Raw genomic sequence first — 18,847 nt, 5'->3', positions numbered from 1 at the left:
TCTGATTTAGATGAACAAACCGCTCATTGAATCAACCAATCATCAACAGACGCTGACATCCTTTCCGTCTGTCAAAGCAGGCGCAGTATTATTGCTCGAAGTGACCGAATAACTGGAATCTCGACCCCGGAGAAATCAGGCGGGCATTGGTGACCAGTTGTTCCCGGCACCATGTGCGGCGTTTGATCTGCAAACACGGCTCCGAGGCATCAATTTGCAGTAATGCACATTCTGCCGGAGAGGCAAGCACCGCTTCAACCAGATGCTCTCCTTCCGTCATCGGCGCGACTTTCATCAGATAGTGGTAAGCACCATTGTGCTGGAAATCCTGCTGATCATAATCCGGGGCCAGTTCCGCATTGACCACGCGATATTCGATTTGAATCGGCAGATCATTCTCGAAATGAATAATCGTGGCACGAAAAATACGGTGGTTGGTACGAACCCCAAGGTTCATCGCTTCTTCCATCGTCGCCTTTGCCAGTGTGATTTCAACCAGCTCCGCGTGATGGCGATGACCACGACTGGCTATCTCATCAGCAATATTGTGCACTTCAAACAGTGCTGAATGGGATTTCTTTCTCGCGACAAAGGTACCAACCCCCTGCTGACGAATCAGAACCCCTTCATCAGTCAGTTCCCGCAGCGCGCGGTTGATGGTCATACGGCTTACCTTTAAGGCTTTCACCATCTCTGACTCAGACGGCACTCTCTGATCCGGTTGCCATTCCCCGGTGTCTATCTGACGACAAATCGCTTGTTTGACTTTGGCATAGATCGGACCGGGCGCATCATCTATCAATTGAGACAAGTGGCACATCATCTGGGTGGTTGAGTTTTCCATCTTATTTACAGCTATCCACTGACATCATAAAGACCGGATTATAGCGGAAAAATGAACAGCTTAACAGGACAGGCATAGACAAGGGCAGAACTTGTATAGACAAGATAAATTCTGATAGACTCACGAGCATCAGTGACGAGGACAGACGCGATGACTATCCACTCAGGAACCCGACAAGACAGCACTTTTATTTTTGCCAAACAGGCATGGCTCCCGACCGGCTGGCAGCACAATGTGCTGTTTGAAATTGTGGATGGCAACTTTGCACAAATTACGACAGATACCACGCCACCGGATGGTGTGCGACGTCTTCAAGGCCCGGTTCTACCGACACTGGCCAATGTTCATTCCCACGCCTTTCAGCGGGTCATGGCAGGCATGGCGGAAGTCAGTTTCAACCCAAATGACAGTTTCTGGAGCTGGCGCGACTTAATGTACAAGATTGTCAGGCGACTCTCCCCGCAACAGGTTCATGTCATCGCCACGCAGTTATACATTGATATGCTCAAAGCCGGATATACACAGGTCGGTGAGTTCCACTACCTCCACCATGATACAGCTGGTAAGCCTTACCGCGATCCGGCCGAAATGGCTCACCAACTCCTGAATGCTGCCGATCGCACGGGGATCGGTATGACCCTCCTTCCGGCGCTATACAGTTATGCCGGCTTCGGTGCTCAACCGCCACATCAAGGACAGGCGCGCTTCATTCACTCATCAGACAGTTATCTGCAACTACACCACCAACTGGCGGGAGAGCTTGCGGGGACACACGCAGATAACCGTCATCGGCTTGGGATCTGTTTTCATTCGCTACGGGCAGTCAGCCAGCACCAGATCCAAGCAGTGCTGACGGAATTAGATCACGGACAGCCAATCCACATCCACATTGCAGAGCAACAAAAAGAAGTCAGTGATTGCCTCAACTGGAGCCAGCAACGGCCGGTCGAGTGGCTTCACAATCATGTCGGTCTGGACGAACGCTGGTGCCTGATTCATGCCACCCACCTCAACCGTGACGAGATTCAGATGATCGCTGACAGCGGTGCCGTGGCCGGTTTGTGTCCAAGTACAGAAGCTAATCTGGGCGACGGTATTTTTCCCGGGGTGGCATTTACCCAAGCCGGCGGGCAATGGAGTATTGGCTCAGACAGCCATGTCTGCCTGTCCGCCACCGAAGAATTACGCCTGCTGGAATATAGTCAGCGACTCCGTGACCAACAACGTAACCGTCTCTACAGCCAGTCACAAAATCACGTCGGAGATCACCTCTATACGCAAGCATTAGCCGGGGGCAATCAAGCTTGCGGTATCCAATTAGGACTTGCTGTCGGATGTCGTGCTGACTTTATGGTGCTGGACGCTACACATCCACTGTTGATGTCAAGTCAAACACCAGACCTCATCAATCGCTGGCTATTTGCCTGCCATGAAAATCTGATTAAAGATGTTTTCGTCGCAGGAAAACAGTGTATTCAAGACGGCCACCACGATTTAGAAGACAACAGCCGCGGTCAGTTTGCCCATGTCATCAAGCAGGTGATTGGCTAAAAAATTACGGGGACACACACCTTTAAATTACGGAGAACATTAGGAGAACATTAGGAGGACACACACCAAGATAACCCGCAACAACAACGCGTTATCTTGGTGTGTGATTGAATGAACGAACGACTGGGATTATTTGGCGAAGCTATGATTTTATAAAAAATAGCTATTACTTTGTAAAAAATAGCGTGATGCGTCCGACTTCCAGACCAAACTTGCGAATGCTTGTGATATTAAACAGGTGTTTGTCGTCCTGACGGAACAACCAATCATCAAAGGAGACCGTGATTTCACTATCGTCTGTTTTGAGCAGAAAGTCATATTGCCACTGTAACGCATTTCCCATTTCATGCCCTGTCGCAACACCGATAATATCGTCGGCTCTTCCTTCATAATGTCCGTCAGCGCTACGGGTAATCGTCCAGATACGCTGATTCTTTTCACCATCATGAAATACAAAATCTTCCACCAAAGTCAGCGTATCATCGGCGACTGTCCCTTTAATTTTGACCTGAAAGCGGCGGGTCTGCTTGCCGCTATAATCCTGCACCATGCCCCACGCATGGGTTTCTCCCTGAAAATAACCAAACAAATCAAAAGCGGGTTGGCTGGCTTGATAGGCTTTTAAATCCGCAGAACAACCGGCAATGAGCATCAACATCACCAGCGATAACACTTTCACCATATGTCTCATTGTTTCATTCCTATTAATTGATAACGAAGTTTCGGATGTTCGGCTTGCGGTGACAGCCAAATCGACAAAAATGTGTCATTCATCTGTTTATTTTCGACGTTGCCGAGCAGGCGTTGCTGCCCCTGTTGATTGAAGTAATACAGCTGCCCAGCACGACCATCGGAGACATAGACCAAACGCTCACCCGTTTTAACACTGGGCATCATCTCGGCCAACAACGTTAACCATGCGCTAGTTTGCGCCTCGTCATAACCCAGCCTCTCCCACTGAGCTTGTGTTTCCTCCAGCAAATCTTTGCTGCTGATATCACGCAAGTAACGAATCTCTAACGCTACGGGATGTGGTGTGACGTCATTCGGCACTTGCTCGTAGTGACCGTCGGGAGTACGAAGCTGTGATGAATAAATATCGAACCACAACCAAGATAAAGTCGCCTGACCGACAATCGGCCAGTCGGTCCATGATGCTGATGCCTTTCCCTTAAGCTCAGCGCCATTAACGGTGGCGATCCAGAGGATCACGGTCAGAGACAGTGTCGCGGTTAAACGTGGGGTTAGCATTCCTAAATACCTTCATCAATAACAAAGACAATCCGAACCATTCCAAAAATAGAACGAACACCGCCCCCGCAACAGACCATTCAAATTGCACGGCGCCAAAACGATGCCCTGCCCAATAACTCAGTGCGCCACCCAGTGCTGTTGCGCTGAAGACGAGTAACGCCGGTAGATGACTGAAAACCGGGATAGCAAAGCTGGCAAACCAAGCGAAGGCAAACCACAACCCAACCAGCCAGATCGGCAGGAAGGATGTGGTAAAGGAAAACAGCCCGACATGGAGATTGATGTAATCCAGCGTCATGCCGATGGCTGCCACCATCATGATGCGTCCGAGTGCCAGGGGGTATCGTAACGCGGTGTACGCCATCGTGACCGTCACCAAGCCAATGGTGATCCACTGCAAACGCGCCTGTCCTAATACGGCGAGTAGCCAGAGCGCTTCAAACCACAATGAAATCAGTAGGAAGTGACGCATCATTGTGCCCGTTGTAATGTCATGTGAATGGTACTGATGGTACGCGCTTTAAAGCCGCCTTCGCAGTAACACAAATAGTAACGCCACATGCGGACAAAGCGTTCGTCGTAACCCAGTGACTTGACTTTGTTGCATGAAGCGTCAAAACGACAGCGCCAGTCAGCCAGCGTCTGGGCGTAGTCTAGTCCCAAATCAAACACATCACGGACGACGAAATCCGTATGCCGCGTCGCCATTTGGGTCAGAACGGTGATTGAGGGTAGAAATCCGCCGGGGAAAATATACTTCTGAATGAAATCAACGTCGTTGCTATAGCTGTCAAACCGCTGATCGGCAATGGTGATCGCCTGAATCGCCATCCGTCCTCCGGGTTTAAGTAGCGACTGACATTTGGCAATATAAGACGGCAGATAGGATTTGCCGACCGCCTCAATCATCTCGATAGACACCAGCTTGTCAAACTGCCCGTTAAGCAAGCGGTAATCTTGTTTGAGTAAGGTAATCTGCTCACTGAGCCCCAAGCGCTCAATCTCGGCCTGTGCATACGCATATTGCTGTTCCGAAATCGTAGTGGTTGTGACTTGGCATCCATAATGTTGCGCGATATAAATCGCCATTGCCCCCCACCCGGTACCAATTTCAATCACGTGGTCATTGGCTGTCAGTTGTAACTGCTGACACAACCGATCCATTTTCTGAATTTGGGCCTGTTCCAGTGAATCGCTGGTGTTGAGATAGAGTGCACTTGAGTACAGCATGCGTTGATCGAGAAACGTCTGATACAGGTCATTCCCCAAATCGTAGTGCGCTTCAATGTTTTGCTTGGCACGCCCAATCGAGTTGCGTTTCAGCCAGTGACCGACTTTATTCATCGCCCGGACAAGCACGCTGCTTTGTGCTTCCAACTGATCCAGTGCGTTTAAGTTACGCGCCATCAGTTCCGTCACAACCGTCAGATTGGGACTGTCCCACCAACCATCCATATATGCTTCTGCTGCTGCAATGCTGCCGCCTTTCAGCACGCTGGCATAAAAATCAGGGTGATTCACCCGAATGTGGGCCTGTGGCTGGTCGTCATGCGCAAACCCGAATTGTTCCACGGCACTTTGCTGCGAAACAGCATCAGAAATACGCGCCTGTCCTGCAAAATTTTCCTCTAATGTCAGGCTGCCAACTTTTATCAGGCGTAAGGATTTCAGTACCATGGCTCGAGCACCTTGCTGCCATGATGTCAGTGATTTAGGCATCTCTAATGAAGGCGAATTGAACATTGCGCGTTCTCCTAGCTATTTTTTATCTGTCTCATGTCGGCGGGATTTTGGATGTGAATAAAATGGTGCACCTTTGAGCCATAGCGTCAGTGCGTGCCAATAGATCCCAGTGAGTACCTTAACCGTCATGATCGGTGTCCGAATCAACAATTTGAGCAAACTTCTTGAGGTAAAGGGCTGTGCTTTTAACGCCAGAGTGGCATCAAATTCCTTGGTGTCCCGATGACACGCCAAGTGCACCATCAAGGCATCAGACAGCGGTTTCAGTTTCCATTGGTACTGCTGTTCCACGGGATTGAATGGTGACACATGAAATGCTTTGTCGTGTGTCCAGTTCTCTCCGTGTTCACCGCTTTCAGCCGGAATCGCATAATAATGCCGCTCGTTCCAAGGTGTATTGCTCACCTCCGCGAGCAGATAACACCAGCGCCCTTGCTGATCATAGAGATAGTAGAAATTAACCGGACTGAAATAGAGCCCCAGATAACGCAGGTGCACCACGGCTAACACTTTGCCACGCACTTGCTCGCCCGTAAGCTGCAACACTTTATCCTGCACGGCTGTTTTCAAATCACCCTCACCCAGATAATCAGCGCGGCGAAATCGCGCCCAGTGCCACCAGCGTTCACCTAGTCCCCAAACCTGTTGTCGTAGCGCAGGCCACTCATCCAGATCGATACATGGCATAAAGAGCGGTGAACGAATCGAATGCGCAATCGGTGTAAAACGACGGTGACGAATATGGCCGACCATCAATGCACTGCGTGTAACATCCGTTGTACTGGTCATCATGCGACACCCTTGTCTCTGTTGACCGCTTGCGATTGCAATTGTGTCATAACATCAATCGCACTTCTTACCCCATCTTCATGGAATCCGTTGTGCCAGTATGCGCCACAAAACCAAGTATGATTGACCCCGTTGATTTCTGATTTACGCTGCTGCGCGTGAATCGAGGATTCGGTAAATACCGGATGGTGATATACGAAGCGCCGTAGAATTTTGTCCGGATCAATGTGCTCAGTGCTGTTGAGCGTGACACAAAATGTTGTTGCACTATCAATGTGTTGCAAGATATTCATATTGTAGGTCAGTGACGGGAGTTTCATCTCCTCACCCTCGTGACCATCCAACCAGTAATTCCAGGCTGCCCAAGCCGCCGGACGTTTGGGAAGCAAACGGGTATCGGTATGCAGGACGACCTCGTTCGCCTGATATGCCATTGAGGACAACACTGAGATTTCACACTGACTGGCGTCTTCAAGCATGCCAAGAGTCTGATCGCTGTGACAGGCAAAAATAACTTCATCAAATGTTTCTACACCGTTTGCGGTTTTAATATCGACGCCAAATGGACTGCGTCTTACCTGTTTGACCGGTGTACTGAGACGAATCCGATCCGCATAGCCTTTGGTCAGTGGCTCAATATAGGCGCGGGATCCCCCTTCAATCACATACCATTGTGGTCTGTCCGTGACATCTAACAAACCGTGATTGATGAAAAAACGCAGAAAGAACATCAGCGGAAATGCGCGCATGTCCGCCAAAGAGGATGACCAAATTGCAGCACCCATCGGCAAGATGTAATTCTGACAGAAATATTCGGAAAAACGATGATGGACCAGAAACTGCCCAAGGGTTTGCAAATGCTGGCGGGGATTGTCTGCTGCGGCTTTTGCAAGCTTGTTGAAACGCAGGATTTCGCTGATAAACCGATAAAAACTCGGCTTGAATAAATTCCGCTTCTGCGCAAATAATGTCGTTAATGTGTGACCATTATATTCAAGTCCATTGGCATCATTACGCACACTGAAACTCATCTGAGTCGGAAGCCCTTTGACCCCGATTTCGTTCATCATGCGTATAAAATAAGGATACGTCCGGTCATTATAGACAATAAATCCGGTATCAACAGCATAGGGCTGACCGGCCACATTAACGTCTACCGTCGCGGTATGACCACCAACATAATCGTTCGCCTCAAATAGTGTGATGTCATGCTGCTCATGCAAGTAATAACCACACGTTAGCCCTGAAATTCCCGTGCCTATAATCGCAATCTTCATTGTTTGGTCCTTTTCGGCGCAAAAAAACGACTGACGAACTGATATTGCCAACGATAGGGCAACGCCCCCAACAAACGGATAATCCAAGTAAAACGAACCGGAAAGTAGAGATTTGCGACGCCTTTCTCTAGCCCGCGGCGAATCGCCTGAGATGCACTTTCTACCGAAATCATCATCGGCATATCAAAGTTATTTTTCTCGGTCAGTGGCGTAGCGACAAACCCGGGAAAGACACAAGTTACATCAATGCCTTTACTGGCCCAGTCCAGCCGTAACGCTCTCGCCAGATACCCAACCGCAGCTTTGGATGCCCCGTAAGCTTCTGTACGCGGTAACGCCAGTTCACTGGCGATCGAACCAACAATTGCCACACGATGTCCCGCTTTTAAGTGCGGCTGAATCGCCTCAATGGTATTGGTCATTCCGAGCACGTTAATCTGCATCACACGTGTCATGAGTTTTGCGTCCATCACGCCATCGTCGATATATTCACAATCTCCGGCATTTAAGATCCACAATGTGGGAGTAAATGGCAGCTCACTCAGCACCGCAAGTGTTTGCTCCAAATCAGTCAAGTCAAATCGCAGTGGGGTAATAGAAGTGCTCATCTCACTGAGTTCGTCCAACACATCTTCGTTTCTGCCACAAGCGATCACTTGCCACCCCTGCCGCGCATAGTCTTGTGCTAACTGCTTACCGATACCGGACGTCGCGCCAGTGATTAGTACACCACTCATTGTCCCAACCTCCGTTTTATCCAGCGAACCACACGACCAATGAGCGGTAGCTGTTCATACAGCATCTCTCCCAAGTCAAAGTAGTCTCGGTGATAAATGACTTTGTTATCTTGAAAGCGCAGATGCGTCGCGCCCTGCACATTCACCAGTTGACCTTGACGGAGCTTCGGATGTTGCAAATGCATCGTCCAAATCAAGAAACCACCGTTATCAGTCGGGTGTTGCTCATGAATCGTAAAGTTGCAGCGTTCAACATTTTGATAGAGGTTGGCGAAATAGTCAGAGAGGGAGGTCAACCCCTCAATACGATGGGCCGCATCTTCAAATACAATCGCGTCGTGATAGACATCGCTCAGTGCATCTAAATTATGTTTATTGAGCTGAGTATAGAACAGTGCAACGGTTTGGACATCCATGAACTGACCTTAATTTATTGTACAAGAAAAATTTCCGTATAACTTATCAGTTTAAGATAGTGCAATTTAAAAAGTTGTACAATTTTTTTCTTGTACAACTTTTGTAAGAAAGGTTTACGGGGAAGGTTTACGGGGACACACGCTTTAAACATAGAGTGATGAGGGAAGAATAATGGGACGGTTTAAGAGGAGGGTAAGGGGTAAGAGGACACACACCTAAACCATCCTCTCCATTCCGGTGAAATATTGCATAACCAATCAGATATAAATTTGCATTCACTCGAAATAGTCCGGTTCTCGACTTCTCTTTGTTCACACCTTCCTTCACGATTGACTTATCTTTCATCACCTAAAATCAGCCCATGACTACCGCCCGTTCACAACTCATCTGTCCTGAAGTAACACCGTATTATCACTGCGTTTCTCGTTGTGTCCGTCGCTCATTTCTATGTGGATACGATAACTATAGCGGTCAATCGTATGAACATCGCCGTGAATGGGTTGAATCTCGGATTCTGTCACTGTCTTCAATTTATTGCATTCGTATCTGTGCCTATGCGGTGATGAGTAATCACTATCATCTGGTCACTTTTATTGATAAACAAGCCGGCCAGTTGCTTTCCCCACGTGAAGTCATTGAACGATGGTGTACAGAACATCAGATGCCATCTTTAATCCAACGTTTTGTGTCCGGCCACTTGGTCTCTAGAGCAGAGTACAAAGCGTGTGATAAAATCATTGAAACTTGGCGACAGCGACTCTATTCACTCAGTTGGTTCATGAAAGAAATCAATTACGAAATTGCCCTGCTCGCTAACCAAGAAGACCAATGCACCGGGCGGTTCTGGGAAGGTCGATTCAAATCTCAGGCTTTACTTGATGACAAAGCGTTACTGGCAGCCATGGCTTATGTTGACCTCAACCCTGTTCGGGCCGGTGTCGCTGAAACACCGGAACAATCGGAGCATACATCCCTGAAAAAGCGACTGACTGCACTCGAGCAAGGAAAAATCAAAGTCCCCGAATTGGCTGATTTTATGGGATATGAACATCAAGAGAAAAGGCATGCAATTCCTTTTCGGCTAACAGATTATATTGAATTAGTCGACTGGGTCGGACGACAAATCAGAGCAGATAAACAGGGTTATATCTCACCTCAATTGCCAAACATTTTAACACGCCTATCTCTGCCTCAGCAGGAATGCCTCGCCCTTTGTACTGCATTGGAAAAGAAGCCGCGACTCTGGATTGGTTCATCAGAACGTCTGAACTTCGCTAAACATCATCTCAAACGCAAACGTATGATAGGCATTCATATTTCTTAATAAACACAAAGCGTTCAACCTTCCCTCACTCTTGGATTTTGGTCGTACTCCAAAACCTGTGATTCACAGTCAATACCCCGACCCTTTCTCTGCTTATCGGCTTGATAACCCACTTTAAAAATCCATTGAAAACACTTAAATGATGCCGAAGAACCAAACGTACTCATCAATTTGTGTCCCACTATTCTCCTATTCTTGTTTGCCCTGATAAACGTGTGTCCCGTGAAAATACCGCTGCCTGACTTCAGGTGGCATCTGTGCGAGCTGGAACTGGATCATTTGTTCGAAGCTATGCAATAGCGGGCTAAAGTCTTGATCGGGTTGCCAGTTCGACAAGACATGATATCCGGCTTCAACTGTTGAGAGGCAGTTGTCTCGCGGCGCTTTGCGAATCCGGTAGCGACTCTGGAGGGGGCCCGGTAAATGCAGTCTGGGGAGTTCATGCAGGATGGTCGATAATTGCCACATTTTATAAGCTTTTTTCCATGTTCCATCGAGCAAAATGACTCTATAACGCTGCGATGGTGAAGGAAGTGGAATGTCATTGATACTGGCAGAGCCTTCTCCGGGGAACAGGACAAAATGTGCAACATCCGTTTCATTCAATAAGGCGTTCAATGTGTCATCTTGAGTAAAGTTTTCGCCAATCAGGCACACAGCATTCTCTAGTGACAAAGTCAGAATACTTGCCGTTCCGGTCGGCTTCCGGACTTCTGTCGGATGCTGAAGGATGATAAGCTCAATTGCTGATGACAGCGGGACAATCGTGGAGCAAAGACAGGCCTTATGCGCTTTTTGACATTGAATACAATAACGCGATCCCATCTCTATCTCATACTTAGTCTGTTCAGTTTCATTTGTATCCTCGCTCAGTTCTCTCCACTCGCGGATGCTCTGGTCTGGGACAGACAGGCTATCACGCAAGGTCAATGGTGGCGGATCGTAACAGGAAACTTCACCCATACCAATACTGTCCATCTGGCGATGAATCTGATCGCGCTCTGGTTAATCACCTTCATTTTTCGGCCCACTGCCCGCGTACTCTGGCAACAACTTCTGCTATTGAGTGTGTTCATTGGGATTGGACTTTTCTGGACTGAGCTTTATTTCTATGTCGGTCTGTCCGGTATATTGCATGGTCTATTTGCCAGCTTCGCGCTGAGCGAAGCTTTGCAAGGCAGAAAAAGCAGTTGGTTACTCGTTGTGGGTGTATGTAGCAAGGTTATCTGGGAGCAGTATTTCGGCGCTTCTGAGACAACCCGTGCGCTGATTGAAGCACCGGTTGCCATTCAAGCTCACCTGCTCGGTCTGACGGGGGGATTACTGCTCGGATTCAGTGCCCGCATCAAAACTTATTTGGGTTCAGTCGGGTGGTTCAAAATGTGATCCTCCCAATTCACCACATCAATCTCATAAACGACTTTGTTGCGAACACTCTCTCCGGCTGCGTGCATGGCTGATTTAGAACCGGTGATTAGCGGATGCCATTCGGGTAATGGTTGATGCTGAGCTAACAAGCGATAAGCACAGGTTTCCGGTAACCAATGAAATTCATCAATATTCTCCCGGGTCAGTTTCAGACATTCCTCACCGGATTGAAAACGGTTGGGGTAATCCTTGCAGGCACATGTTTTACTGTTCAGCCAACTACAGGCCACATTGGTGTAGTAAACGTCTTCAGTATCTTCGTCCATTAACTTATGTAAGCAACATTTGCCACAGCCGTCACACAGCGATTCCCACTCGCTTTCGCTCATCTCATCTAATGATTTGGTTTGCCAGAATGGAATAGTCATACTTGTACTTCTGTGGTTATGGATCTGGATACGGTTTATACCTGCCCGAGACAAAGAGTTCAAGCATAAACGTATACCTATCGGGATTCAGTCTGTTATGATCGATTAGTTTGAACAAATGATAGCTCTCAGAGGATTTATGGAATGTCGCTTAGGCTGTGGCGCCTGCTGTATCGCACCGAGTATTTCTTCCCCGATTCCGGGAATGCCTGACGGCAAACCAGCCGGGGTTCGCTGTGTCCAATTAGATGAAAATAATCTCTGTAAACTGTTCGGTTCCGCTGCTCGTCCTCAGGTATGCAGTGATTTCAAAAGTGATGAGGCAATCTGTGGTGCCAGCGATCAAGAGGCACTGATCATCATCAGTGATCTGGAAAACACAACGTTTTCCCCATTGAAGCAGTCCCACTGATTACGCGGCAGGATCATGTTTGAATTGAATATGGCGGCCTAATCTCTGCATCTTAATCAATGCAACATGCGAGAAGTTCGATATGGCGAATGTCTCGCATGATTGATGGCTGAAACCATGAGATAAAATCAGGAAAGTCGCTGGCGTCCCATGAGCGAATGAGACAGCGTCGTCCCGTCAACCAACTCCAACTCACCGCCAACAGGCACACCATGCGCGATACGACTCGCTGAAACCTGATGCGCGTGGCATAAATCAGCAATATAGTGTGCCGTAGCCTCTCCTTCGACGGTCGGATTCGTCGCCAGAATCACTTCGGTAATATCACCTTGCTGCAAGCGAAAGTCGAGCAGATCCAAACCAATATCTGCCGGACCAATACCATCCAAGGGTGATAAATGTCCCATGAGAACAAAGTAACGGCCCGAGAACTGTCCTGTTGCTTCAACGGCTGCAATATCCGCTGGGCTTTCAACCACACAGAGCTGACCGTTCTCCTGTCGTTTGGGATTTTTGCAAATATGACAAACATCTTCTTCGGTAAATGTTCGGCACGTCTGACAATGACCAATTTCAGTCATTGCCTGACTCAGCGCATCCGCTAAGCGGAGCCCCCCTTGACGATCACGCTGTAACAAATGAAAAGCCATGCGTTGTGCTGATTTGGGGCCGACCCCAGGCAGACAACGCAAGGCTTCCATCAGATGTTCCAGCATTTGACTGGTACGCATGAATTTACTGAACCATTAAAATGGCATCTTCATACCGGGAGGAAGTTGCATTCCACCCGTCACGGATGACATTTTATCTTTTTGAGTTTCTTCAATACGACGGGCAGCATCATTAAAGGCAGCAGCAACCAAATCTTCAACCATTTCTTTATCGTCTTCCATCAGACTTTCATCAATTTCGACCCGACGAACGCTATGACCACCGGTCATGGTCACTTTCACCAGACCTGCACCAGCTTCACCGGTGACTTCCATATTTGCAATTTCTTCTTGAAGCTTCTGCATCCGATCTTGCATTTGCTGGGCTTGCTTCATCAGGTTGCCCATTCCGCCTTTACCACCAAACATAGTTATCTCTCTGTCATTGATATATTACACATACTGTGGGGGTTCCCTGCCGAGAATTCAACCCCCGTCTTAGGCCTACGTTTTATACCTGATTCTGACGCTCATTTTTACGTCAACACAGGAAAAAATTAAGCGAATTAAACCGGACGGACACTCTCTTGATCTAACTGCGCCTGAAAACGTTGCTGGATAAATTGAACATTGGGATCGTCTTGCAAACAGACAAACGCCTGTTCCAGTTTCGCTTGATAACGCAACTCTCGTCGTTCCAATGGTGTCACACCGTCATCCGCCACTCGAATCTCTAATGCACAAGTCATTCTCAGCGTATGTTCTAACGCTTCTTTCAAAATAGCTTGGGATTTATCAGTATTCAAATGCGCCTGATGTGCGCGTAATGATAAATGAACCGTATTGCCTTCCAGTCGATAGGATGCATTCAAGGCTAATTGCTCGATAAGTTTCGGTAAATTCAACTGCGGTATAAGCGCAGCCCACTCATCTTCTTGAATGACCTCATCAGTCAGTCTGGCCGCCATTTCCGGCGTTTTTTCATGCGCCAGTGCCTGCTTTAATGCTGCCGGCGTGACAGACTTATCGACTGGTTTTTCCGGGGTTTCTATTGTAGGACGCCATTGATATGGCTCATTTGCATCAACCGCAGCCTCGGCATCCAACACGGCATCAACTGCCGACGGCATCAGAAGATCATCATTTCGCTTCTGCATCAGTCGTTCAAAAACTGAATCTGATTCTGTTGATGCCGTTTCAGACTTTTTTGTCGCAGTACCTTTTATAGACGAGCCTTTTATAGACGAGCCTTTTGTCGATGCCCCAGACGACTGAGCAGACTGGCGTTGAGAACGCAGCTGATGTCTCAGGCCAACACGTGACGTGGATGGATTGGTGTCATGCTCCGTCGTCGGTGCGGCTGACGCGTCACTATCGGCCGGAGTCGGTGATTCGGCTTCAGCGGCAGGCTGAGACTGTGGCTGAGAAATATGATTGGTATTGACAGCCGAATCTGGTGCTGCGTGTGCGTTATCAGACGTCTCACGTTGATATTCCGGCTGATGAGTGTGAGAAGGCATTGATGCGGCTGGTTCTGCTGTTGACGCACTCGGAGCATGATCATTCACCATCGGTGCTGGCTGTTGCGTTGCAGCATCAGCACTCACGTCGGTACTGATACCATGGAGAGGAGAAACCGCGACGGGACGAAAGGCCATCATACGCAGTAATACCATCTCCAGACCAATGCGCGTTGTCGGTGAGAGTGGTAAATCTTCCCGTCCTTTCAGTGCAATCTGATAAAACAGTTGCACATCTTCAGCACTGAGGTCTTGTGCCAGTTGCTTGATTTTTTCTGCATCCGGCTGCAATTTATCTAACGTCGAAGGCAGCATTTGATACATCGCAACTCGATGTATTTGAGTGGCAAGCGATTGCAACAATGCATCCCATGCAATGCCATTTGCCGCAATTTGTTCGACGTAGGCCATCACGGTTTGAGGTTGCTTGTGACTTAATGCCTGCAAAAGATGGAGCGCTTGATCAGTATCAATGGTTCCCAACATGTGGGAGACAAGGTTTGCCTGAATCTCCCCATCTCCGAGTGCAATCGCCTGATCCGTCAAGCTCAGCGCATCACGCATACTGCCATCGGCTGCATGAGCGATCATCCCCAAAGCACGAGCTTCTGCTGTAACTTGCTCCTCATTGAGAATAAATGCGAGCTGCTGCTCAATATGATCGATCCCAATCGGTTTTAGGTGAAACTGCAAACAGCGGGACAGAATGGTCACTGGCAATTTCTGAGGATCCGTCGTTGCCAGTAAGAATTTGACGTATTCTGGCGGTTCTTCCAGCGTTTTTAGCAATGCATTGAAACTGTGGCGGGACAGCATGTGGACTTCATCGATGAGATAAACCTTAAACCGTCCCCGAGCAGGCTTATACTGCACATTATCCAGCAATTCGCGGGTATCTTCGACTTTCGTACGTGACGCGGCATCAATTTCAAGTAAATCGACAAACCGACCCTGTTCAATTTCCTGACAAGCAGCGCACTGCCCGCAGGGATGGGCGGTAATGCCAGTTTCACAGTTCAGTCCCTTCGCAAATAACCGTCCGATGGTGGTTTTCCCTACGCCTCTCGTCCCGCTGAAAAGGTAGGCATGATGCAGTCGATTCTGTGCCAATGCATTTTCTAAAGCTGTCAGTACATGTGCCTGTCCGACAACTTCAGAAAACTGCGTGGGGCGCCACTTTCTTGCTAATGCTAGATAACTCATCGATTATTCCGTTTACACTTTCTGTTCATCATTCAAATCTCTGCTGAGCATGAACGATCGTCAACCTCAGTGACCTTCGAAATCACAAATACTGAAAATCTCTAAGTCCAAAGCTTTCAAACGCTTGTCGCCGCCCAACTCCGGCAAGTTAATCACGAAGCCGGCATGTTCGGCTTTACCACCGAGTCGTCGAATCAGTTTGGTCGTCGCTTCAATCGTGCCACCGGTCGCCAGCAAGTCATCAATAATCAAAACCTGATCATTTTCTTGGATCGCATCGACATGAATCTCTAGCGTATCAATACCGTATTCCAGTTCATAAGACTCAGAAAGCGTCTTTCTCGGAAGTTTTCCCGGTTTACGAACGGGCACAAATCCGATCCCCAGCTCAATCGCTAACGGTGCACCAAAGAGAAACCCTCGTGCTTCCGTTCCGACCACTTTGGTAAACCCCATATCTTTATATCGTTCGACCAGCAGTTGGATCGTAGCCCGATATGCTTGCGCATCTTCCATCAGGCTAGTGACATCTCGAAACAGAATGCCTGGTTTCGGATAATCAGGGATACTCTTAATGCTGGATTTAATCAGTGAAATTGTGTCTGTAGTCATCATCTATGTCTATTTGTCTGGATACCCGCCTCAAACTGACTTGTTGATTGACGTTCGCGCGGTCTCAGTAAAAAACAAGCATACCACTGCAAAATTGGTGGTGCCTAAAAAACAAACGCCCACTCGAAGGGTGGGCACACTTCCCGCTCATGCTAGTGATTTTCTTCGGACTTCGCAACAGGCTCTCAACCGGAATACTGCGAAAAGTGCGTCATGCGATGATGAGAAACAAAGGTAATGTCGTTTTATGCTTCAGTTTTTTGGCTGATATTCAGTGAAAATGAACTGATACCGAGACGACTGACAGAGATCTCGGAACTTTCTCGCAATGGTAAATCCTGTGTGATGAAATTTTTCCGGCAGTTATCACCGAGTGAAACACCACCAGCGATATGCTGACTATTTTGACCGTTGCTCCAGAAGCAATCCATGCCCGCAGGCAAAATCGACAACGTCCCATCACTGAGATTTGCGATACCAATCATGGCTGAAATTGAACAGGCGCATTCGGTACAGCTAATTCCTTTTTCTAAGATATCCGCCAGATCTTTCAAATCAGCGCCCACCGATTGCAGGCCGCGCAGATAGTCGTGGAACAAAGCCCGGATCAATAAAGTCGTCGCGATGCCATCACACGACTGAGACTCTGAGTCGGCAATATAGAAAGCATATTGACCATTCATGAGCCAAGCATAATCAAACACAAGGGGCATGGTATCGGCAGACTGAAGTAAGCGATAGCTACATCGCCATACGCCTTGGCTTGTATCATTTTCCGGCAATAATGCATTGAGCAGTTCTCTGGCAGCACTCAAATTCTGCTGTAAATATTCCAGATGCCAGTATAATTCCTGTTCTTCCGGAATATCACCACCATCTTCGACTTGAAACCACTGGCTGGAAAAATCACGTTGATCCGAGATATGGCTATGCGTATCACTCAAGGTGTTGCTAATCGCTTGTCCCAAATGAGAATAGTCACTGATCGGCTTAGAGAGGAAGTCTTTAATCCCATACTTCAATGCGCGTGCAACATCGGATATATCATCCGTCGCTGAGATAACAATCATCGGTAGACAGGGATAGCCCAGACTCACTTCTTCAACAAATTCCAACCCGTTCAAAACAGGCATTGAAATGTCACAGATCACTAAGTCAGGGCTTTGGACTCTTAATTGTTTCAGCCCTTCCAAACCGTCTTCAGCTTCATGAACGGTACATCCTTGCGACACGAGATAACCACGGGTAATCCGACGAAAAACCGGATCGTCATCAACAACAAGGATCGTTTTATTACTTAACGGTGTTTGCCCAGAAAATTTCTCTGAGTCAGGAAATTCGGGTTTAAACATACTAACTGCCTCACAAACGCAAAATGTGGAGAAAGTGAGTTCAAAAGCTTCGCTGGGTAAACACCTCATCACGAATTTATTATTGAGAATTATAATCGCTTTTACTAAAAGTAGCCGCTTTGGGCTGTTAGTACAAACATTCCACTTTCGTTTTGCATCCTATACTATACATTAAAACACCGGTTCAAATAGTCATGCACCCCAACAAATATTATTTTTAAACGCAAAAATGAGCTTCAAATTCTATGTTCCACTGCCATTTTTACGGATATACACTATGTTTGGAAAATGAGTTTTCGATAAACATGTTGATATGCCTCAAACTTTGACAATTCAGTTCCGTGTATACAGGTGAAACCCGTTAATTAACCGTTATGTCAGGAAACTATGAAATTAGACGATTTAAATCTATTCCGCTTGGTAGTCGAGAATGGAAGTTACACAGCGACATCACGGAGAACCCTGATACCGGTGGCAACCATCACCCGGCGTATTCAGGCGCTTGAAGATTCGCTGAACTTAAGACTACTCAACCGCCATGCTCGCAAATTATCGCTGACTGAAGCTGGCGAGCGTTTCTTCAAAGAGTGTTCTCCTCTCTTACAACGTTTATCAATGGCCGCTGAAGAAATCAGTGACGAATGTCGGGGCGCGTCAGGCAAGATAAAAATATCAGCCCCCTCAAACCTAACGAAACGAATGATGATGCCGATGTTTACGGCTTTCATGCAAGACTATCCAGAGATCAACCTTGAGCTCACCACAAGCAATCATGCTGACCAGCTTGATCCCACCGAGTGGGATGTCATTTTTCGGGTCGGACCTCAACGTGATTCTTCGCTCATTGCCCGCAAAATTAACGAAGTTAAAGATATTCTGGTCGCCAGTCCGACCTATCTGGCGAAACACCCGGCACCACATCACGCAGAAGAGCTCATTCATCATTCACTGCTGAAAGGGAGCCCGTTACTAAAATGGCAACTCACAAATACCAAGGGAGAGCATGTGACCAATAATGAGCGGGGACGGTTTCAGGCCAATACACTGGATGTCGTCCGTATGGCCTGTTCTGAAGGATTAGGTATTACGCTCATGCCGGACGTCATGATCAAAGAATATCAGGAAACCGGTGAATTGGTTCAGATTCTGGAGGACTGGAGCGCGAACTCCCGAGATATCTATATGCTCTACAATCACAAAGATCATCTGCCTGAGAAAGTCAGACTCTTTATTGATTTCATCATGTCATACCATATGGATTCATAACGCCATCTGGTCGGTTGAGAAATCGGTGGATCACCCCGACACAAAATCATCAGGATGATTCACGCTCGTCAATCTATTTTGTGAATACACTTTGTGAATA

General features: G+C 47.7%; 21 protein-coding genes. 5 read left to right on the top strand and 16 right to left on the bottom strand.

The window, feature by feature from the left end:
* Positions 1 to 88: 88 nt before the first annotated feature.
* Positions 89 to 844 (bottom strand): histidine utilization repressor, encoded by a 756-nt coding sequence (hutC, locus tag OCU60_RS05530; RefSeq protein WP_074374514.1) that lies wholly within the window; start codon positions 842 to 844, stop codon positions 89 to 91.
* A 150-nt stretch (positions 845 to 994) separates the two neighbouring features.
* Here hutC and OCU60_RS05525 point away from each other — a divergent pair, with 150 nt between their 5' ends.
* Positions 995 to 2,395 carry a formimidoylglutamate deiminase gene (locus OCU60_RS05525; protein WP_074374513.1) on the top strand — a complete coding sequence of 467 codons (1,401 nt, stop codon included), beginning with the start codon at positions 995 to 997 and terminating at the stop codon, positions 2,393 to 2,395.
* A gap of 166 nt (positions 2,396 to 2,561) precedes the next feature.
* On the opposite strand, the gene OCU60_RS05520 is transcribed toward OCU60_RS05525, so the two are convergent.
* The 8 genes from OCU60_RS05520 to OCU60_RS05485 are packed head-to-tail and all read right to left on the bottom strand — an operon-like array spanning position 2,562 to position 8,611.
* Positions 2,562 to 3,086 carry a DUF3833 domain-containing protein gene (locus OCU60_RS05520; protein WP_370738698.1) on the bottom strand — a complete coding sequence of 175 codons (525 nt, stop codon included), beginning with the start codon at positions 3,084 to 3,086 and terminating at the stop codon, positions 2,562 to 2,564.
* Positions 3,083 to 3,646, bottom strand: a complete 564-nt coding sequence (locus tag OCU60_RS05515; protein ID WP_074374512.1) for a chalcone isomerase family protein — start codon at positions 3,644 to 3,646, stop codon at positions 3,083 to 3,085. The genes OCU60_RS05520 and OCU60_RS05515 overlap by 4 nt, the downstream gene beginning before the upstream one ends.
* Positions 3,582 to 4,124: a DUF2878 domain-containing protein gene (locus tag OCU60_RS05510; protein WP_228448986.1), complete on the bottom strand. Its 543-nt coding sequence runs from the start codon at positions 4,122 to 4,124 to the stop codon at positions 3,582 to 3,584. The genes OCU60_RS05515 and OCU60_RS05510 overlap by 65 nt, the downstream gene beginning before the upstream one ends.
* Positions 4,121 to 5,392, bottom strand: a complete 1,272-nt coding sequence (locus tag OCU60_RS05505; protein ID WP_074374510.1) for an SAM-dependent methyltransferase — start codon at positions 5,390 to 5,392, stop codon at positions 4,121 to 4,123. Before OCU60_RS05505 ends, OCU60_RS05510 begins: the two co-directional genes overlap by 4 nt.
* A gap of 15 nt (positions 5,393 to 5,407) precedes the next feature.
* The gene (locus OCU60_RS05500) at positions 5,408 to 6,184 is read right to left on the bottom strand and encodes a DUF1365 domain-containing protein (RefSeq protein ID WP_083602736.1); all 777 of its coding nucleotides are present in this window, start codon (positions 6,182 to 6,184) and stop codon (positions 5,408 to 5,410) included.
* Positions 6,181 to 7,458, bottom strand: coding sequence for an NAD(P)/FAD-dependent oxidoreductase (locus OCU60_RS05495; RefSeq protein ID WP_074374509.1), 1,278 nt, complete (start codon positions 7,456 to 7,458; stop codon positions 6,181 to 6,183). Before OCU60_RS05495 ends, OCU60_RS05500 begins: the two co-directional genes overlap by 4 nt.
* Entirely contained in the window at positions 7,455 to 8,195 is a 741-nt protein-coding gene (locus OCU60_RS05490) for an SDR family oxidoreductase (protein ID WP_074374508.1), read from the bottom strand. The genes OCU60_RS05495 and OCU60_RS05490 overlap by 4 nt, the downstream gene beginning before the upstream one ends.
* A complete protein-coding gene (locus tag OCU60_RS05485) occupies positions 8,192 to 8,611 on the bottom strand; it encodes a nuclear transport factor 2 family protein (protein WP_074374507.1) in 420 nt (139 codons plus the stop codon). The genes OCU60_RS05490 and OCU60_RS05485 overlap by 4 nt, the downstream gene beginning before the upstream one ends.
* 362 nt (positions 8,612 to 8,973) lie before the next feature.
* On the opposite strand from OCU60_RS05485, the gene OCU60_RS05480 reads away from it, so the two are divergent.
* Complete coding sequence (locus tag OCU60_RS05480; RefSeq protein ID WP_074374506.1) at positions 8,974 to 9,936, top strand: transposase; 963 nt, start codon at positions 8,974 to 8,976, stop codon at positions 9,934 to 9,936.
* 189 nt (positions 9,937 to 10,125) lie between these two features.
* Here OCU60_RS05480 and OCU60_RS05475 read toward each other — a convergent pair whose 3' ends face one another.
* Positions 10,126 to 10,761 (bottom strand): tRNA-uridine aminocarboxypropyltransferase, encoded by a 636-nt coding sequence (locus OCU60_RS05475; protein WP_074374505.1) that lies wholly within the window; start codon positions 10,759 to 10,761, stop codon positions 10,126 to 10,128.
* Between OCU60_RS05475 and rrtA the strand changes: the two genes are divergently transcribed.
* The gene (gene rrtA / locus OCU60_RS05470) at positions 10,723 to 11,322 is read left to right on the top strand and encodes a rhombosortase (RefSeq protein ID WP_074374504.1); all 600 of its coding nucleotides are present in this window, start codon (positions 10,723 to 10,725) and stop codon (positions 11,320 to 11,322) included. The genes OCU60_RS05475 and rrtA overlap by 39 nt on opposite strands.
* Here rrtA and OCU60_RS05465 read toward each other — a convergent pair.
* Positions 11,289 to 11,732, bottom strand: coding sequence for a YcgN family cysteine cluster protein (locus tag OCU60_RS05465; RefSeq protein ID WP_074374503.1), 444 nt, complete (start codon positions 11,730 to 11,732; stop codon positions 11,289 to 11,291). The two genes, rrtA and OCU60_RS05465, sit on opposite strands and share 34 nt — an antisense overlap.
* A 139-nt stretch (positions 11,733 to 11,871) precedes the next feature.
* On the opposite strand from OCU60_RS05465, the gene OCU60_RS05460 reads away from it, so the two are divergent.
* A complete protein-coding gene (locus OCU60_RS05460) occupies positions 11,872 to 12,144 on the top strand; it encodes a YkgJ family cysteine cluster protein (protein ID WP_074374502.1) in 273 nt (90 codons plus the stop codon).
* Between the two features lie 128 nt (positions 12,145 to 12,272).
* On the opposite strand, the gene recR is transcribed toward OCU60_RS05460, so the two are convergent.
* The 5 genes from recR to OCU60_RS05435 form a co-directional block, all read right to left on the bottom strand.
* The gene (recR, locus tag OCU60_RS05455; protein ID WP_074374501.1) at positions 12,273 to 12,875 is read right to left on the bottom strand and encodes a recombination mediator RecR; all 603 of its coding nucleotides are present in this window, start codon (positions 12,873 to 12,875) and stop codon (positions 12,273 to 12,275) included.
* A 15-nt stretch (positions 12,876 to 12,890) separates the two neighbouring features.
* Positions 12,891 to 13,223, bottom strand: coding sequence for a YbaB/EbfC family nucleoid-associated protein (locus OCU60_RS05450; RefSeq protein WP_074374500.1), 333 nt, complete (start codon positions 13,221 to 13,223; stop codon positions 12,891 to 12,893).
* A gap of 137 nt (positions 13,224 to 13,360) precedes the next feature.
* Positions 13,361 to 15,517 carry a DNA polymerase III subunit gamma/tau gene (gene dnaX / locus OCU60_RS05445; RefSeq protein ID WP_074374499.1) on the bottom strand — a complete coding sequence of 719 codons (2,157 nt, stop codon included), beginning with the start codon at positions 15,515 to 15,517 and terminating at the stop codon, positions 13,361 to 13,363.
* Between the two features lie 66 nt (positions 15,518 to 15,583).
* The gene (gene apt / locus OCU60_RS05440; RefSeq protein ID WP_074374519.1) at positions 15,584 to 16,129 is read right to left on the bottom strand and encodes an adenine phosphoribosyltransferase; all 546 of its coding nucleotides are present in this window, start codon (positions 16,127 to 16,129) and stop codon (positions 15,584 to 15,586) included.
* 245 nt (positions 16,130 to 16,374) lie between these two features.
* The gene (locus OCU60_RS05435; protein WP_074374498.1) at positions 16,375 to 17,481 is read right to left on the bottom strand and encodes a response regulator; all 1,107 of its coding nucleotides are present in this window, start codon (positions 17,479 to 17,481) and stop codon (positions 16,375 to 16,377) included.
* A gap of 387 nt (positions 17,482 to 17,868) precedes the next feature.
* Here OCU60_RS05435 and OCU60_RS05430 point away from each other — a divergent pair, with 387 nt between their 5' ends.
* On the top strand, positions 17,869 to 18,747 hold the full coding sequence (locus OCU60_RS05430) for a LysR family transcriptional regulator (protein ID WP_074374497.1): 879 nt from the start codon (positions 17,869 to 17,871) through the stop codon (positions 18,745 to 18,747).
* Positions 18,748 to 18,847: the final 100 nt, after the last annotated feature.

The organism is Vibrio spartinae, from assembly GCF_024347135.1.
GTDB classification, from domain to species: domain Bacteria; phylum Pseudomonadota; class Gammaproteobacteria; order Enterobacterales; family Vibrionaceae; genus Vibrio; species Vibrio spartinae.
Note: the sequence above shows the minus strand (reverse complement) of the source record. Positions and strands in the feature narration are given on the sequence as shown.

Excerpts from the sequence above, each read along its gene's own strand:
- OCU60_RS05475 (WP_074374505.1), bottom strand. The coding sequence starts at position 10,761 with ATGGGATCGCGTTATTGTATTCAATGTCAAAAAGCGCATAAGGCCTGT.
- hutC (WP_074374514.1), bottom strand. The coding sequence starts at position 844 with ATGGAAAACTCAACCACCCAGATGATGTGCCACTTGTCTCAATTGATA.
- OCU60_RS05490 (WP_074374508.1), bottom strand. The coding sequence starts at position 8,195 with ATGAGTGGTGTACTAATCACTGGCGCGACGTCCGGTATCGGTAAGCAG.
- OCU60_RS05485 (WP_074374507.1), bottom strand. The coding sequence starts at position 8,611 with ATGGATGTCCAAACCGTTGCACTGTTCTATACTCAGCTCAATAAACAT.
- OCU60_RS05495 (WP_074374509.1), bottom strand. The coding sequence starts at position 7,458 with ATGAAGATTGCGATTATAGGCACGGGAATTTCAGGGCTAACGTGTGGT.
- OCU60_RS05505 (WP_074374510.1), bottom strand. The coding sequence starts at position 5,392 with ATGTTCAATTCGCCTTCATTAGAGATGCCTAAATCACTGACATCATGG.
- OCU60_RS05435 (WP_074374498.1), bottom strand. The coding sequence starts at position 17,481 with ATGTTTAAACCCGAATTTCCTGACTCAGAGAAATTTTCTGGGCAAACA.
- OCU60_RS05480 (WP_074374506.1), top strand. The coding sequence starts at position 8,974 with ATGACTACCGCCCGTTCACAACTCATCTGTCCTGAAGTAACACCGTAT.
- OCU60_RS05525 (WP_074374513.1), top strand. The coding sequence starts at position 995 with ATGACTATCCACTCAGGAACCCGACAAGACAGCACTTTTATTTTTGCC.
- apt (WP_074374519.1), bottom strand. The coding sequence starts at position 16,129 with ATGACTACAGACACAATTTCACTGATTAAATCCAGCATTAAGAGTATC.
- OCU60_RS05500 (WP_083602736.1), bottom strand. The coding sequence starts at position 6,184 with ATGATGACCAGTACAACGGATGTTACACGCAGTGCATTGATGGTCGGC.
- OCU60_RS05465 (WP_074374503.1), bottom strand. The coding sequence starts at position 11,732 with ATGACTATTCCATTCTGGCAAACCAAATCATTAGATGAGATGAGCGAA.
- dnaX (WP_074374499.1), bottom strand. The coding sequence starts at position 15,517 with ATGAGTTATCTAGCATTAGCAAGAAAGTGGCGCCCCACGCAGTTTTCT.
- rrtA (WP_074374504.1), top strand. The coding sequence starts at position 10,723 with ATGCGCTTTTTGACATTGAATACAATAACGCGATCCCATCTCTATCTC.
- OCU60_RS05460 (WP_074374502.1), top strand. The coding sequence starts at position 11,872 with ATGGAATGTCGCTTAGGCTGTGGCGCCTGCTGTATCGCACCGAGTATT.
- OCU60_RS05450 (WP_074374500.1), bottom strand. The coding sequence starts at position 13,223 with ATGTTTGGTGGTAAAGGCGGAATGGGCAACCTGATGAAGCAAGCCCAG.
- OCU60_RS05520 (WP_370738698.1), bottom strand. The coding sequence starts at position 3,086 with ATGAGACATATGGTGAAAGTGTTATCGCTGGTGATGTTGATGCTCATT.
- OCU60_RS05515 (WP_074374512.1), bottom strand. The coding sequence starts at position 3,646 with ATGCTAACCCCACGTTTAACCGCGACACTGTCTCTGACCGTGATCCTC.
- OCU60_RS05430 (WP_074374497.1), top strand. The coding sequence starts at position 17,869 with ATGAAATTAGACGATTTAAATCTATTCCGCTTGGTAGTCGAGAATGGA.
- OCU60_RS05510 (WP_228448986.1), bottom strand. The coding sequence starts at position 4,124 with ATGATGCGTCACTTCCTACTGATTTCATTGTGGTTTGAAGCGCTCTGG.
- recR (WP_074374501.1), bottom strand. The coding sequence starts at position 12,875 with ATGCGTACCAGTCAAATGCTGGAACATCTGATGGAAGCCTTGCGTTGT.